This window comes from Jeotgalicoccus halotolerans (assembly GCF_003387165.1).
Taxonomy (GTDB): Bacteria; Bacillota; Bacilli; order Staphylococcales; family Salinicoccaceae; genus Jeotgalicoccus; species Jeotgalicoccus halotolerans.
The window spans coordinates 17,665-32,188 of sequence record NZ_QUMW01000010.1 but is presented as its reverse complement, the minus strand read 5'-3'; the positions used below and the strand labels follow the sequence as shown (position 1 = coordinate 32,188).

17 protein-coding genes are annotated in these 14,524 nt (G+C 39.4%); 12 read left to right on the top strand and 5 right to left on the bottom strand.

Annotated elements, in window-relative coordinates; translation table 11 throughout:
- Window positions 1-2 precede the first annotated feature (2 nt).
- From truA to rpsI, 3 genes are all read left to right on the top strand, one after another.
- Complete coding sequence (truA, locus tag DFR63_RS04870) at window positions 3-737, top strand: tRNA pseudouridine(38-40) synthase TruA (protein ID WP_115884827.1); 735 nt, start codon at window positions 3-5, stop codon at window positions 735-737.
- Between the two features lie 176 nt (window positions 738-913).
- Window positions 914-1,351 carry a 50S ribosomal protein L13 gene (gene rplM, locus DFR63_RS04865; protein ID WP_115884826.1) on the top strand — a complete coding sequence of 146 codons (438 nt, stop codon included), beginning with the start codon at window positions 914-916 and terminating at the stop codon, window positions 1,349-1,351.
- Window positions 1,352-1,370: 19 nt separating this feature from the next.
- Complete coding sequence (gene rpsI, locus DFR63_RS04860) at window positions 1,371-1,763, top strand: 30S ribosomal protein S9 (RefSeq protein ID WP_115884825.1); 393 nt, start codon at window positions 1,371-1,373, stop codon at window positions 1,761-1,763.
- Between the two features lie 117 nt (window positions 1,764-1,880).
- Here rpsI and DFR63_RS11745 read toward each other — a convergent pair whose 3' ends face one another.
- Window positions 1,881-2,018, bottom strand: a complete 138-nt coding sequence (locus DFR63_RS11745; RefSeq protein WP_162842283.1) for a hypothetical protein — start codon at window positions 2,016-2,018, stop codon at window positions 1,881-1,883.
- A gap of 167 nt (window positions 2,019-2,185) precedes the next feature.
- On the opposite strand from DFR63_RS11745, the gene DFR63_RS04855 reads away from it, so the two are divergent.
- From DFR63_RS04855 to DFR63_RS04840, 4 genes are all read left to right on the top strand, one after another.
- On the top strand, window positions 2,186-2,632 hold the full coding sequence (locus tag DFR63_RS04855) for a DUF4385 domain-containing protein (RefSeq protein WP_115884824.1): 447 nt from the start codon (window positions 2,186-2,188) through the stop codon (window positions 2,630-2,632).
- A 92-nt stretch (window positions 2,633-2,724) separates the two neighbouring features.
- Complete coding sequence (locus DFR63_RS04850) at window positions 2,725-3,405, top strand: YjjG family noncanonical pyrimidine nucleotidase (RefSeq protein ID WP_115884823.1); 681 nt, start codon at window positions 2,725-2,727, stop codon at window positions 3,403-3,405.
- 67 nt (window positions 3,406-3,472) lie between these two features.
- Complete coding sequence (locus tag DFR63_RS04845; protein ID WP_115884822.1) at window positions 3,473-4,189, top strand: 3-ketoacyl-ACP reductase; 717 nt, start codon at window positions 3,473-3,475, stop codon at window positions 4,187-4,189.
- 138 nt (window positions 4,190-4,327) lie between these two features.
- Entirely contained in the window at window positions 4,328-5,269 is a 942-nt protein-coding gene (locus tag DFR63_RS04840) for a hypothetical protein (RefSeq protein WP_162842282.1), read from the top strand.
- A 47-nt stretch (window positions 5,270-5,316) separates the two neighbouring features.
- On the opposite strand, the gene DFR63_RS04835 is transcribed toward DFR63_RS04840, so the two are convergent.
- Window positions 5,317-5,826, bottom strand: coding sequence for a YfiT family bacillithiol transferase (locus DFR63_RS04835; protein ID WP_115884821.1), 510 nt, complete (start codon window positions 5,824-5,826; stop codon window positions 5,317-5,319).
- 115 nt (window positions 5,827-5,941) lie between these two features.
- Window positions 5,942-7,312 carry a uracil/xanthine transporter gene (locus tag DFR63_RS04830; protein ID WP_115884820.1) on the bottom strand — a complete coding sequence of 457 codons (1,371 nt, stop codon included), beginning with the start codon at window positions 7,310-7,312 and terminating at the stop codon, window positions 5,942-5,944.
- A gap of 220 nt (window positions 7,313-7,532) precedes the next feature.
- Between DFR63_RS04830 and DFR63_RS04825 the strand changes: the two genes are divergently transcribed.
- Both DFR63_RS04825 and DFR63_RS04820 read left to right on the top strand, forming a co-directional pair.
- Entirely contained in the window at window positions 7,533-7,976 is a 444-nt protein-coding gene (locus tag DFR63_RS04825) for a YaiI/YqxD family protein (protein ID WP_115884819.1), read from the top strand.
- A 15-nt stretch (window positions 7,977-7,991) separates the two neighbouring features.
- On the top strand, window positions 7,992-8,915 hold the full coding sequence (locus tag DFR63_RS04820; RefSeq protein WP_115884818.1) for an AEC family transporter: 924 nt from the start codon (window positions 7,992-7,994) through the stop codon (window positions 8,913-8,915).
- A 67-nt stretch (window positions 8,916-8,982) separates the two neighbouring features.
- Here DFR63_RS04820 and DFR63_RS04815 read toward each other — a convergent pair whose 3' ends face one another.
- Both DFR63_RS04815 and DFR63_RS04810 read right to left on the bottom strand, forming a co-directional pair.
- Window positions 8,983-9,360 (bottom strand): thiol-disulfide oxidoreductase DCC family protein, encoded by a 378-nt coding sequence (locus DFR63_RS04815; RefSeq protein ID WP_162842281.1) that lies wholly within the window; start codon window positions 9,358-9,360, stop codon window positions 8,983-8,985.
- A 190-nt stretch (window positions 9,361-9,550) separates the two neighbouring features.
- Window positions 9,551-9,931: a RidA family protein gene (locus DFR63_RS04810; protein ID WP_115884816.1), complete on the bottom strand. Its 381-nt coding sequence runs from the start codon at window positions 9,929-9,931 to the stop codon at window positions 9,551-9,553.
- A gap of 231 nt (window positions 9,932-10,162) precedes the next feature.
- Between DFR63_RS04810 and DFR63_RS04805 the strand changes: the two genes are divergently transcribed.
- The 3 genes from DFR63_RS04805 to DFR63_RS04795 all read left to right on the top strand — a co-directional run bounded on the left by DFR63_RS04805 (window position 10,163) and on the right by DFR63_RS04795 (window position 14,383).
- Window positions 10,163-11,809: a PucR family transcriptional regulator gene (locus DFR63_RS04805; RefSeq protein ID WP_115884815.1), complete on the top strand. Its 1,647-nt coding sequence runs from the start codon at window positions 10,163-10,165 to the stop codon at window positions 11,807-11,809.
- 150 nt (window positions 11,810-11,959) lie between these two features.
- Window positions 11,960-13,357 (top strand): NCS1 family transporter, encoded by a 1,398-nt coding sequence (locus DFR63_RS04800; protein ID WP_115884814.1) that lies wholly within the window; start codon window positions 11,960-11,962, stop codon window positions 13,355-13,357.
- A gap of 90 nt (window positions 13,358-13,447) precedes the next feature.
- Window positions 13,448-14,383: a CorA family divalent cation transporter gene (locus tag DFR63_RS04795; RefSeq protein ID WP_115884813.1), complete on the top strand. Its 936-nt coding sequence runs from the start codon at window positions 13,448-13,450 to the stop codon at window positions 14,381-14,383.
- Window positions 14,384-14,524: the final 141 nt, after the last annotated feature.

Genomic DNA, 14,524 nt, shown 5'->3' with positions numbered 1-14,524 from the left:
TAATGAGAGTGGCAGTTAATATTTCATATAACGGACGAAACTTCAGTGGATTCCAGTATCAACATGACTACCGCACGGTGCAGGGCACTGTGGAAAAACAGCTGAAACGGATGCATAAGGAGTTTGTCCGGATTCATGCATCATCAAGAACGGATGCAGGTGTGCATGCTTTGGAACAGTATTTCCACTTTGACACACCGATAGATCTGCCGCCTGAAAAATGGAAATTTATTTTAAACAGAGCGATGCCGGCTGACATATTGATTAACGATGTTAAAATCGCTGCTGATGACTTTCATTCACGCTTTGATGCGACGGGGAAGACTTACCGTTATAAAGTCTACACAGGCACTAAGAACCCTTTTTACGATGGTTTAAAGACACATTACCCGTATGAACTGGATGCTCTGCTGATGGAAGAGGCGATGCAGCCGTTTATCGGCACGCATGACTTCACGACATTTTCCAGTGCCAAGGCGGAAATTAAAAATAAAGTTCGGACTATTAAAGACTTTAAAGTTATCGAAACAGCAGACGGGTTTGAATTTCTGATTACCGGCACCGGTTTCCTTTATAATATGGTGCGGGTAATTACAGCTTATGTTCTCGAATGCGGCAGAGGTATCAGAAAACCTGATACTTTAAACATGATTGCCAAAAAAGACAGAACGGTGATTCCTAAAACAGCACCGGCAGAAGGACTTTATCTGGAAAAAGTATGGTATGAAAAGCTGTAGAAATTATCTTGAAAACATTGACTTTATGAAGGTTAAATTATATAATAATTAACGGTACATTTTTATATCCATCCATGATTAATAGGCCCCGGAAACTTATTAGGATTATGAATATAAAAAGACAAAAACGACAAATTTAAAACGACAATAGAGAACAGATTTAGGAGGAAATTACTATGCGTCAAACGTTTATGGCTAATGAGCAAAACATCGAACGTAAATGGTTTGTTGTAGATGCAGCAGGTAAAACTTTAGGCCGCTTATCTACAGAAGTAGCAACAATTTTACGCGGGAAACATAAACCAACTTTCACACCTCACGTTGATTCAGGTGACTACGTTATCGTAATCAATGCAAGTGAGATTGTGTTAACAGGTAAAAAAGAATCACAAAAAATCTACTACAGACATTCAGGTCATGTTGGTGGAATCAAATCAGTATCAGCTGGTGAATTAAGAGACAAAAACCCAATGAGATTATTAGAAACTTCTATCAAAGGAATGTTACCTAAGAATCCATTAGGACGTAAACAAGGCAAGAAATTATTTGTATACGGTGGAGCGGAACACCCACACGCAGCACAACAACCTGAAAACTACGAGTTACGTGGTTAAGGACTAGGAGGGAAAACATTTGGCTAAAGTAGAATATCAAGGAACTGGACGTCGTAAGCACTCAGTTGCACGTGTACGTTTAGTACCAGGTGAAGGTAAAGTAACAGTTAACGGACGCGACATGAGAGATTATCTCCCATTTGAAAGCTTAATTTTAGATTTAAGCCAGCCATTCGCAGTTACAGAAACAGAAGGTAACTACGATGTATTGGTAAATGTTCACGGTGGTGGCTTCACAGGTCAGGCACAAGCAATCCGTCACGGTATTGCAAGAGCTTTACTTGAAGCAGATCCAGAACACCGCGGCGCGCTGAAAAGAGCTGGACTCTTAACACGTGACCCACGTATGAAAGAACGTTACAAATACGGTCTTAAGAAAGCCCGTCGTTCTCCACAGTTCTCAAAACGTTAATATATATGTATATATTGAAGAAGCACTTCCCAGCAATGGGGAGTGCTTTTTTGTGCCGTAAATAATTTAAGCAGGATTAAGATAGATGAAATTATCCCAAAAATAAAACTGTGCTGTCTACGTTCCTTTTAATTTTTCAATCTTACTATCGATGGTAAAATGACGATAAATTGTCAGGGCAATAACAATGATATTAAGAATATTTGATAAAAGAAGACTTCTGAATAACAATCGGTTAATTTTAGAACTGTACATTTGACTTCACTTCTTTTTACTTGATTTAGCCATTATAGGTATACGCATATATGCCATGTACCCGGTTCAATATAGATTCACTGGTATATCTATCAGCTGTAAAATATTTAAAGTTGGGCAATAGGGGTACTGTAATTATGTATATAGATTTGGGGGAGTGAGATAAAATGGCGTTTGACTATGACTTAAATTTCGACAATATAAATTTTCGTCAGCAGCCTGAACTGTACAGAGTAGGCAGAGGCGAGCAGGGCGTGCTTTTGGTAGAACCTTATAAAAGTGAAATACTTCAGCACTGGAGGTTCAAAACACCTGAGATAGCTAAAGAGTCTTCCGATAAAATCTATCAGATGTATTTGGATTATAAAGAGAACAATGACTTTGTGGGCATGGATATGGCAAGGAAATTCCTGCAGATGGGTTATACGAGAGCCCGCCGTTATGCAAATTATAAGGGCGGCAGAAAATACGATAAAGACGGTGAAGTGAAAGAAAGAGATATTGATCCTGCAAAAGCAGAATCAGCTGCTATTTTTGAGAAGAAATGGATTAAAGTACGTGAAGATGAGGAGTATTTGAAATTGAAGAAAGCACATCAGAAGAAATATGGCTGACTGGAGGAAGGCTTATGGTCAGTTGAGTATCATAAATTTTACTGATATCGTTTATATGAGCTAATGCCAGAATATATGATAGGAGTATATCTATGTACAAAGCTATTTTTCTCGATATCGATGATACAGTATTTAACTTTAAAAAATGCAGCGAGAGTGCATTAAAGGAAACTTTCTCGACACTCAATCTTAAATATAACAAACTTGTGTTTGATTCGTTTTCAGCAATTGATGAGCGTTTATGGAAACAGCAGAAAGAGGAAATGCTGTCCGTTGCGGATGTACTGAATATAAGATTTAAAGAACTGTCTGAGACACTGGGAATGGATTATGACAGTAATCTTGCTAAAGAGCATTTCGGCAATTTTTTGGGTGAGCAGTTCATCATGGAGCCCGGTATAGAAGAAGTACTGGAGAAAATATCAGTAGATTATAAGATATATGCAGCTTCCAACGGGGTATTGACGATGCAGGAGAACAGACTGGATTTATCCGGATTGAAGCGGTATTTTACTGATTTATACGTGTCTGATGATATCGGCAGTGCAAAGCCGAATATTGGATTCTTTACAGAGAGTATGAAGAGAGCAGATCTTGAGCCTTCTGATATACTTATGATTGGGGACAGCCTCGTTTCTGACATTGCGGGTGCAAGGAATGCCGGAATTGATTCGGTCTGGTACAATCCTTACGGACTGGAAAACGAGACTGATATTGAAGCGGATTACGAGATTAAAGAACTGCATGAATTAGCTGATATTTTAAATCCATAAGTTATGCTAAAGATGAAGAACGTGATAAAATTATATGTGAAATAAAAGAGTTAAAGGAGATTTCAATATGCAAAATATAAGCGGCAAAACAGCATTGATTACAGGAGCAGGCCGCGGTATTGGCCGTGCAACGGCTCTTGCCCTGGCAGCAGAGGGTGTAAATATCGGATTGGTCGGCCGGTCGATTGAAAATCTTGAAAAAGTTCAGGAAGAACTTAAGAGTCATGATGTTAAAACGGCAATCGCTGCAGCGGATGTATCGGATATGGAATCAATCACTTCAGCGGTAGAATCAATACGCGGTGAGCTCGGTGCGATTGACATTCTTCTCAATAACGCCGGTATTTCCAAGTTTGGCAGCTTCATGGAACTGACGCCTGAAGAGTGGACGAACATTCTCAATGTTAATGTTAACGGCGTGTATTACACAACACGCGCGGTACTGCCTGAGATGATTGAACGCAATACAGGAGATATTATCAACATATCTTCTACAGCAGGTCAAAAAGGCGGTCCGGTGACGAGTGCCTATTCTGCATCGAAGGCTGCAGTGATCGGCCTGAGTGAATCACTGATGATGGAAGTGCGTAAGCATAATATCCGTGTAACGACATTAACGCCAAGTACAGTCGCGACAGATATGGCGGTTGAACTGAACTTAACAGACGGCAATCCTGAAAAAGTCATGCAGGCAGAAGATCTTGCTGAACTGATTGTTGCCCAGCTTAAATTAAATCCGCGTGTTGTACTGAAAAATGCAGGACTGTGGTCAAATAATCCGTAAAAATTCTATTGTAAAAGGTTGTCTGATGAAAAATTCAGGCAGCCTTTTATTATTTTTTAGAAAATATGGGTATAGGTTAATAATGTTACATACAGCCGCAGTTAATTTAAGAGGAATGGACAAGCAGGGGGAGAGGCTATGAGATGGTTAATACTTATGCTGGCAGGTGCGTTTATTCTGACAGGGTGCAGTAATACGGACGAACCGCCGATTGACGAACCTGAAACTTCTGAGGCAGATACAGAAGAATCTGTGACTGAAGAGACGGAAACTACGGAGACAGCAGATGAAGAAGATGCTGAATCTGAAGAAGAATCTGATGAGAATGCCAGTGTGAATACGGAAAATATATCTGAAACAGAAGAAGCTGAGGAAGCTGCAGAACCGGTTGATGTAATGGAAGGCACTGAACTCGTCAGCGGTTACTGGATAAATTACAGCGGTGAAGATGATGCCAGATCTTATATGACCCGCACTGAGCCGATGGAATATATCCCGGAGCAGGATTATACGGTAACGGCTGCTGCTTACGTATCCTATTTTTACGGCAGTGAATTTATTAAAACAAATAACTATGGGCATGACGGACCGCATATTATAGAACAGGTGCCTGAAGCGGACCGTATTATTGTCAGTTTCAATGATTCGGAAAAGGACACAGTTCAGCTGATAAATGAAGGAAGGGAAGACGCCTCAGCGGGTAATGAAGTCAATACTACTCCTGATGATCTGGTCGGACGCGGTAAACCGGTGGAAGAAGGAATGCAGGGTACAATCATGTTTGGGCAGGATTTTCTATCAGGGGATGATGTATTTACCGGTGAACGAATCGATGACAAAGGCAACTTCGTTGAAGACGCTGATTATTATGTAACAGGCGCATTGAAATATACACCTTCTGAAGATTATGTTATTACATCACCTGCTTATATTAGTTTTTATAACGGCAGGAGATTTATAGAAACTGTAGAAATTACAGCGGTGCCTGCATATCTGCCTGAAGTGAGTGGTGCAAATTATATTAATATCAGTTTCAACGACGATTATTTGTTTGAACTGAATATCATTGAACTCGACTGAAAAGAGCTCCTTTGAAAAAACTTCAAAGGAGCTCTTGCTGTGTGTATTTATTTTGATAAGGCGATTTTAATATGAGCTAAATGATGCTCTTCATGCCATGACAGCTTAGCAATTTTAGTTCCGACGGAAATTTCACCATTAACCTGATGTGTGAATACACGTGTTAACTGTTTTTCTGTCAAACTGTTTCCAAGCGCGATTACATGTTCATTTATGCCTTCCAATATTTTAAGAGAACTATCTACAGGAAGTTCGCTGTCAGGCAGCTCTGCCCAGTCATCTTGAATGAACTCCGGAACTTTTGGGTTATTGTCCGTTAAAGCAAGCTTCAGGCGCTGATACATATTCAGCTGTGAATCAGCAATGTGATGAACGAGCTGACGCACAGTCCAGCTGCCTTCACGGTATGTTTTATTTAACTCCTCATCCGTCAGGGAAGCAACTTCATTGCGGAGACGTTCAGTATAAGTACTGATATCTTCCAGCCATTTTTGAACATCGTTAAGAGTCACAGTCTCAGGAACTTGCAATTTACCGATAGGATATTTTACGTCCATATTCAAACCCCTCACTTCTTCATTATATGAATCTACCTTACCATAACAGCAGATATACATCATAATACGAACATAAAGAAAAGCTCTGACCGTTGGGACAGAGCTTTAACTTTACTTATAATTTATTGACAGGTTCTTCTTTTTCAATATTTTTACCAATATTGTTTGAGATAGTTGCACCGACCTTATCCCAATTCATTAAATTTTCCATTGCGATGGAAATTATCGTACCCATTAAGAGACCGCTTGATAATAACGGCTGAACATAGCCTGGGAGACTTGCGAATGCCGAAGCGGGTACTGCCATAAGTACAAGCCCGAGAAACATCGGGATAGCTGCACGGTAAATATTCAGGCTGTTGAATTCCACAAGTTTGAACCAGTCCCATGCAGAGCCGAAGAGTTGAACATATGAAACGAATAATACTGCACAACCGACGCTTAATGGAATCATCGTAAAGAATGAACCGAATTGAGGAATCACACCCATAATAAAGAACATTGCCGCACCGAAGATAAACGGCATACGTTCGTAAATTTTAGTCTGCTGAATAAAACCGATTGATGATACAAATGGAGAATAAGGTACCAATCCGAGAAATCCTGGAAGAATCGTCATAACACCGGTAATAGTAAATGAATTTCTGTAATCTTTGCTCGTTGAAGGTGAATCCGGATAAAGAGGATCTGTTCCTTTAATAGAGCCGTACTGTTTAGATAAGTTAAGCATACCTGTAATAACAACGGTTAAAATAATTCCAATATTCCATGCTGGCGAACCGAGCGGGAACCAGAATATTTCAAGGGAATTTGCTGTTCCGCCTGTAAGCTGTGCATCCGAGCCGAACAATAAGAGATAAGCTGGCCAGCCGACAATAATCCCAATCAGCATAGCGTACTGTGATAATTTATTGGAACCGCGAATCGTTAAAATAAGAACTAAGCTGACAATAACAAATGATAAAATCGCGGGTCCAATTTGAATTTCTGTCGGACCCTCTCCGCCGCCAAATGGCAGACCGACCATGCCTTTGAAGAAGCTGATGCAAAGGGAGACGCCGAACAAGAGCATGAATACTCCCATAACACTTGGATTAAATAATTTTTCTAAATAATATCCTAAACCTGTTAAACCGATAATTACTGTAAGAATCCCTGTAATAATTAAGCCGGTTGCGATACTGCCGCCCACTTCTGCAATAGGCATTCCCTGCGCTGCTGCAAGTGAAGATAAGGCGAGAAGTACGCCCCACCACAGTCCGGATGGACCGTCCATAATCGGCCTTCTATGGCCGATAAATACCTGTAACAGACATGCAATTCCGCCAAGTATAAATGAAAACTGCATTGTACTCACAATTTCCGCCTGCGATAAATTAAAAGCTGCGCCCATGGTAATCGGCACAACAACTGTGTTGATAAATATATACATTAACCATTGAAGGCCGCCCAGCCAGTTATCGACATTTTTGAAATACTTAGTCATACTTTATGTCACACCATTTCATATTTAATTTATTTTAATATCTACTTTATAATAAGGGGGTTTATATAAAAAAACATTGTCCAAAACAGATAAATTGAGAATATTTTTTATCGTAAATTATCAAAGTAAAGAAGGAGGAAATCAGAAAGACAGATTTCCAGAGAAAATACTAAAAAATATTTGCTATAATTGAGGTTAAATGAAAAGGCAGTGATGTTTTATGAAAGTTATTATTGATGCAGATGCATGTCCGGTAAAGGATATAGTGATTAAAGAAACTAAAGATGAAAATATAGAAGTCGTACTTGTATCGAGTCTGTCTCATTTCAGTTCAAAAGAACTCGACTCGCATGTCCGGACAATTTATGTCGATGCCGGTCCCGATGCTGCAGATTATAAAATTGTCCAGCTGGCTGAAGCGGGAGATGTCATCGTAACACAGGACTACGGCTTAGCCTCGCTGCTTCTGCCGAAGGGCTGTACAGTCCTGCATCATACAGGTTTCGAGTATAATAAGATGAATATGGATTATCTGCTTGAAACACGCCATATGAGCAGTGTAATCAGAAGAGGCGGTGGGCGGATCAAAGGTCCTAAGGCTTTATCGCAGGAAGATAAAAATTCATTTTTAAAAGCTTTTCAAGAGGTGTTTGCATCAAAATAAGGGGAGAACACATCTATGACTGAATTTCTGTTTATTTTAACGAATGTAATGCTGCCGATAGCTATTATTGTTTTTATCGGTTACGTTGCACAGTTGAGATTGCAACTCGATCGGCCGACACTCGGCAAACTGATGGTGAACTATATTATTCCGGGATTCATATTTATGAACCTCTACAGTTCGGATATAGACTTCAGTCTGCTGTTATACATAATGATTTTTTTGTTTATCTTTGCACTGCTGTCTTATGCCGTGTCGAGGATTATCGCAGCTGTGTTTGGAGTGAAAGGGCAGCACACTGTATTATTTACGAACTCCAGTTTATTTTATAACGCTGGTAATTACGGCGTGCCGGTTAACGATCTGGTATTTAAAAGTGATCCGTTTGCGATGAGTGTGCAGGTCATGATGGTAGTATTCCAAAATATTATTGCATACTCATACGGTATTTTCGTCCTGAGTGCGGAAAATGTAGGGAAATTTAAAGCGCTGCTAGGCTATTTTAAAATGCCAATATTTTACGGGCTGTTTTTAGGTCTGATATTTAACTACTTCAATATTGGTTTGCCGACGCCGGTAATATCATCACTGGATTACATAAGAGACGCGATGATCGGTATGGTGCTGTTCATACTCGGAACACAGATTGCCGGCATCAGATTCCGCCACCTCCGGTTTACTGCCTTTATCGCAACGGCCGTGAAACTGTTAGTCATTCCTGCCATGGCACTGCCGATGCTGCTTCTCTTTAACGTCGAAGGTGTCGTTGCACAGGCGATACTGATTACGACAGCAATGCCTGCATCTGTAAACAGTTCTGTTATTGCCCAGCAGTACAGCAGTGATCCCGAATACGCTGCGGAAATTGTGATGATGAGCACGCTGCTCAGCGCAATCACTCTGCCGCTCGTTATTTACACAGCGCTGAATGTGTTTTAAATATTTGAGAGTGATATTGAAGCGGGCGATTGCGCGCCACCGAGAACTGACGACGGCACTCTTCCTATTAACTTAAATACATATCGATAAATTTTTTTGAAGGCCGTTCGCATACATTCTTAACGGGAATTTTTTTACGGTATTTTGCAATGACTTTATAGATTGTATCCCGTATAAATTTAGGAATAAGTTTTAGAAGAACAACGGGCTTAAAAAGCCTGTTAGCATCCGCGAGCATGTGAAGTACAGCATCAGAATATATATAAGTTTTGTCTTCTGCGATATAAATAACGCTGTCTATATCGTCATCCGGCTTATGATTTTCTTTAGTCCAATCAGTATTGAAATCGGTAATGCGGAGTTCAGGATTTTTGTTAATGCGCACCGTAAAGCGTACGAAGAAATTGCAGAAACTGCAGTCTCCGTCAAAAATCAGTACTTTCATAGTCACGCCTCCTCTCTTTGATTTTATCATAATAACTTTTAGACTAATATTGATGAGGAATGAGAAGGAAATGGCTGAAAAATTGCTGGGGTTGGTATGACAAAATCTCATATGTATCCTAACTCCCGCACACTCCTATTCTCAACAAAAAAGCAGAATCCCGGAAACTCAGGATTCTGCTTTATTTATCTTATTTTTTGACAATCATTTCAATTTCAACTTCTGCGCCAAGCGGTAACTCAAGTACTGCGACACACGTGCGTGACGGATATGGAGCGCTGAACTTCTCTTTATATACTTCATTCATCGCTTCGAAGTTTTTCATCGTCGTTAAGTAAACATTCACTTTAACAACCTGATCTTCTGTAACTCCCGCATCTTCCATAACGTCAAAGAGGTTATGGAAGGCAATTTCAGTCTGTTTAGCAATATCTCCTGTTAAATCTTCAGTAACATCCAGTCTATTTTTTGCTGTCTGTCCTGAAAAATAAAGAAAATCTCCAGCGTCGGTAACGTGCGAATATGGCCCCGAGCTGCTGACTGTTTTTGTGTTAAATGCTTTTCTGCTCATAAAACACCCTCCTAATTATAATAATTTAATCATAGCATTTTTAAGGGAATTGACTAGCATTAAACAAAATCTATTAGTGTAAAAAAGTATATCCAACTTCGATAAGAAATTATGTGTTTTCTATGAGCTTATTATTGGGTATAAAGTGGGCAAAAGCTGTTATAGTATATGGTGGAAGATATTAGAATGTTTATCGACTTAGGATAAAATCATTTAAAAAGAGGTTTGACCATGCATTATACAGTTAAAGAATTACTGACTCTCGACGAATTCCGGGAGGCTGAATATATTGGCACCAAACAGAGTCTCGCAAAAAACATAAAAGGTATAACGGTAATCGATTCACCTGACATTTCGTTATGGCTTAACGGGGGTGAGTCCATTCTGACAAGTTTCTTCCCGGTAAAAGATTTAAACGAAGAAGAAATGAAGGATTGGATGCACGAGCTTGCCGATAAAAAAATCAGCGCTCTAATCGTTAAGATACCGAAAGAGTTTGACAGTATCCCAAAACCGGTAAGGGAGGTCTGCAGGGAGAGGAATATTCCGATTATATCGCTGCCGACTGCAATTCCGTTTATCGATATTATTTATAAAGTTACACGAAAAATTTTTAATCAGGATGTTGAAAAACTGGAATATTTCAGAGAAATTCACCACCGTTTCACCGAATTGTCGATTCAGAATGTCAGCGATGAAGTGATTATTGAGACGCTCGAGTCACTGATTGGAAATCCCGTCACAATTTACAACGAGCTGTTTAAAGTCATTGCGACTACGGACAAGGAAGTGGAATTGTTTTACGAATCGCATAAGTTTCAAGAGGAGAAAAATACAAAGAACACTATTTTCCCGATCTACCGCCGCTTTGTAATTTATCCGAAACTGCAGGACCGTGAATGCGAGCAGATTATGATACCGGTCACATCGGTCAACCAGACAAAAGTTATGCTTGTGATCAGTGCAATTCATTCAGGCTTCAGCGATTTTGATTTTATGGCTATTGAAAATGCGGCGACAGCGCTGTCTTTAAATCTCGCTAAAAAAATTGCGATTTCTGAAGTTGAGAAGAAATATAAGAATGAGATTATCGATGATTTGTTATCGGGCGACATCAGAGATGAAGATGATATTGTCGAACGTGCCGATAATATTAAATTTGATTTAAACAGCCGTTCTGCAGTTGTAGTATTTACACTGAAATTCAAAAGTAAAAAAGTAACGAGCGAAATCAGAGAACGGTATTATAATATTTTAAATAATAATATAGACTACTATTTAAAAAATGCTATCGTGCGCGAACGGTTTAATCAGGTCATTGTAATCTGGCCGGTGCATTCCGGACAGAGTAATAAGAAAAAAGAGATGGATACTATTAAAAGAACGCTCGGCTATGTCATTAACAAATTTGAAAGCACGGTCAGAGAGGCGAAAGTTTATACTGGTATCGGCTCCATTGCGGATACAGTGCATGATCTGCCGAAAAGTCACAAAGAAGCGCAGGAAGTGCTTGATGTAAATGAAATGTCTTACCAGCACAATCCTATTTTAAGTTTTGAAGAGCTTGGCATTTACCGTCTGCTCTACCAGTTCAAACACGATAACAACAGATTGAAGGAATTTATTCCCGCCAGTCTCGGAAGACTGCTTGATTATAACAAGACAAACAGGGAACAATTAATTGAAACGCTGGAAATGTATTTGCAGTGCCAGCAAAATGTTTCGCGTTCTGCAGACAGACTTTACGTACACTATAAAACGGTTTCCTACCGCCTTGATAAAATTAAGGAAATTACCCAGATGGACTACGACGATGCGAATGAAATGCTCTCAGTCCAGGTCGGACTGAAGATACTGGAAATAATGAGAAAGGAGTAACCTGTAAAATATAGATAATTAAATAGATAAAAACGTAAAAAATTATCTATACTGGATAAAGACACCGGGCTTTTAGACATATATAATAAATGATGGTGTTAAACACTGAATGTAAATAAATTAAATTTGGAATATAACAGAGGTGTAAATATGTCAGAAGAACATAACAATCAACCGCCTGAGGGCCTGGATGCGGCAGCTCAGACGGATTCTCTTAAACCGAATGGTCCTGAAGACAGAACTTTAGGGGCAGCGGGATACATGTCACTGTGGGTCGGAGACGGTGTCAACATGGGTAATATGACACTCGGTGCGAGTGTTGTAGTTGCAGGTATGGCAGTACTGAATATTTGGCAGACTATTGCAGCAGCATTAATTGCAATCGGAATCGTTTCTATCCTCTTTGCATTAAACGACAGAGCGGGGTATAAATACGGTATTCCTTACGTAGCTCACTTAAAAGCTTCATTTGGGGAGAAAGGTACATTGCTTTCTTCACTGCTCCGGGCGGTGCCTGCTGTTATCTGGTACGGTATCCAGAGCTGGATCGGCGGTACGGCGCTAAATGAAGTATTCAGAATACTGTCAGGCGGCGCATTCGACAACGTTTTTGTTGGTTTTATTATTCTATTAGTTATACAGATAGTGCTTTCAATGAAAGGCTTCAAGAGTATTAAAGCAGTTGAATCAGTGGCATCCATCGTTCTGATGGGTATTGTTGTAACTGTGTTTATCATACTGGTTAAAGACCACAGTGCAGCAATTTCAACTTCATGGATTAATGCCGAAGGTACATGGGGGATTGAGTTCTTCGCCTATATCATGGTCTTCCTCGGTAACTATGCTGCTATATTCCTAAGTGCGGCAGACTATTCACGTGAACTGAAAACAGGTTATACGGACGGAAAAAGAGGATTACTTTACTTCCTGCCGATTATTGTTGCCTACGGTTCAGTCATCGTTGTCGGTGCGATGCTTGCAAGTGCGACAGGCTATACAAACCCGGCACTTGGACTGCCAGCCTTATTCGATAATGTTTACATGCAGCTGTTCATCTCTGTATTTATCGTATTTGGTGCAATAGCAGTAAACATGGTAGCAAACATTGTTACACCAACTTATGTGATTCAGCTGTTTACTAAACTGAACTACAAGGTTGCAGTAGTAATTACAGGACTGCTTGCAATGGGTTCATTCCCTTGGCTGTTAGTACAGGATGACAATGCAAAAGGTCTGGATACTTTCGTTCATGTATACTCAGCTTTCTTAGGACCGTTAATTGCGATTCTTATCGTTGAATTCTACATTATGAGAAAACAGCGTATCGATATTAAAGAATTGTATAAAAAAGGCGGAAACTTTGACGGAGTCAACTATGCGGCGATACTGGCACTCGGTATCGGGGCGGCGGCGGCCTTCATGTTCGTTGACCTTGCATGGCTGATCGGATTTATCGTTGCAGGTGTTGCGTATCCAATCATTTCGAAAACGATGTTTAAAGGTTCCAAGTTCAAGAGAGATACGATTTTTGAAAAAGATATGAAATAAGATGATAAGAGCAGTGAGATTTTTTAATCTCACTGCTCTTTTGCTTTAATCTTTAACATTTGGGTATTAGAAATCAGGGAGGAGATTCCGATGAGTCTTGAAATTCAGTACATATCTAAAAACAATCAGATAGAAACATCAGGTGGCCGGGATACAGTTCCTTACGATACAACTTTTACCTGGTATGATTACAACAGTTTTAATGATAAGGAGCAGCTGCTTGAAGATTTTAATTTTAAAGAAGACAGGTTAGAGGATGAAACTACGAAAAGATACCGGCCGCAGTATTATAAGTTTGATGACTATCAGCTGTTAATCTGTCACGTCATTGACCGGGATACGCTGGAAGCTCATGCAATTAATATCTCTATCATGAAAGATGTCATTGTTACCTATCATGACGGAGTGCTGGATGATTTTATCGATATTGCCGAAATTATTAAACATAAACACGAAGATTTGGAAGTTGATATCGCACTCCATATACTTCATGCAACGGTCGATCAGTATTTCGATATCGTCCATGAAATAGAAGATGATGTAATGCTGTTTGAAGAAAAGCACGGCAATGAGAAAAAAGGTGAAGATATCACAGCAAAAATGTTCAATTTAAGAAAAAGAATCTTCCGGGTGAAGCGCGTCATCGTACCAATGGAAGAACTCGTGGAAAAATTTAAAGAACAGGAAGATATTTTTAACAGCAGCCAGAGCGAGCCGATCTTAAGTAAAATTAATTCTAAAATCGACAGACAGCAGCTGATTATTCAATTCTCAGAAGAAATGATTGATGAAATGAAAGATAATTATATCTCTTATAATACTTTCCGCATGAATAAAATTATTAACGTGCTCACAATTATTTCAGCAGTTTTCCTGCCGCTGACACTGATCACCGGTATATACGGCATGAATTTTGAAAATATGCCCGAACTGTCGTGGCCGCCGGCATACTTTGTAACCTTGGGCATAATGATTATAATCAGTGTGTGCATGCTGGGATATTTTAAATATAAAGATTGGATGTAGCTTTACTAAATAAATAAATTTTTTAAAAACAGTTTACATTTTTAAGATGACAGTGCTATTATTTAAAACGCAACAATTAATAATAGTAACTATTACGATTTAAATGAGGGGCAAAATAAAAAAGGAAATGTTAAAATGGTG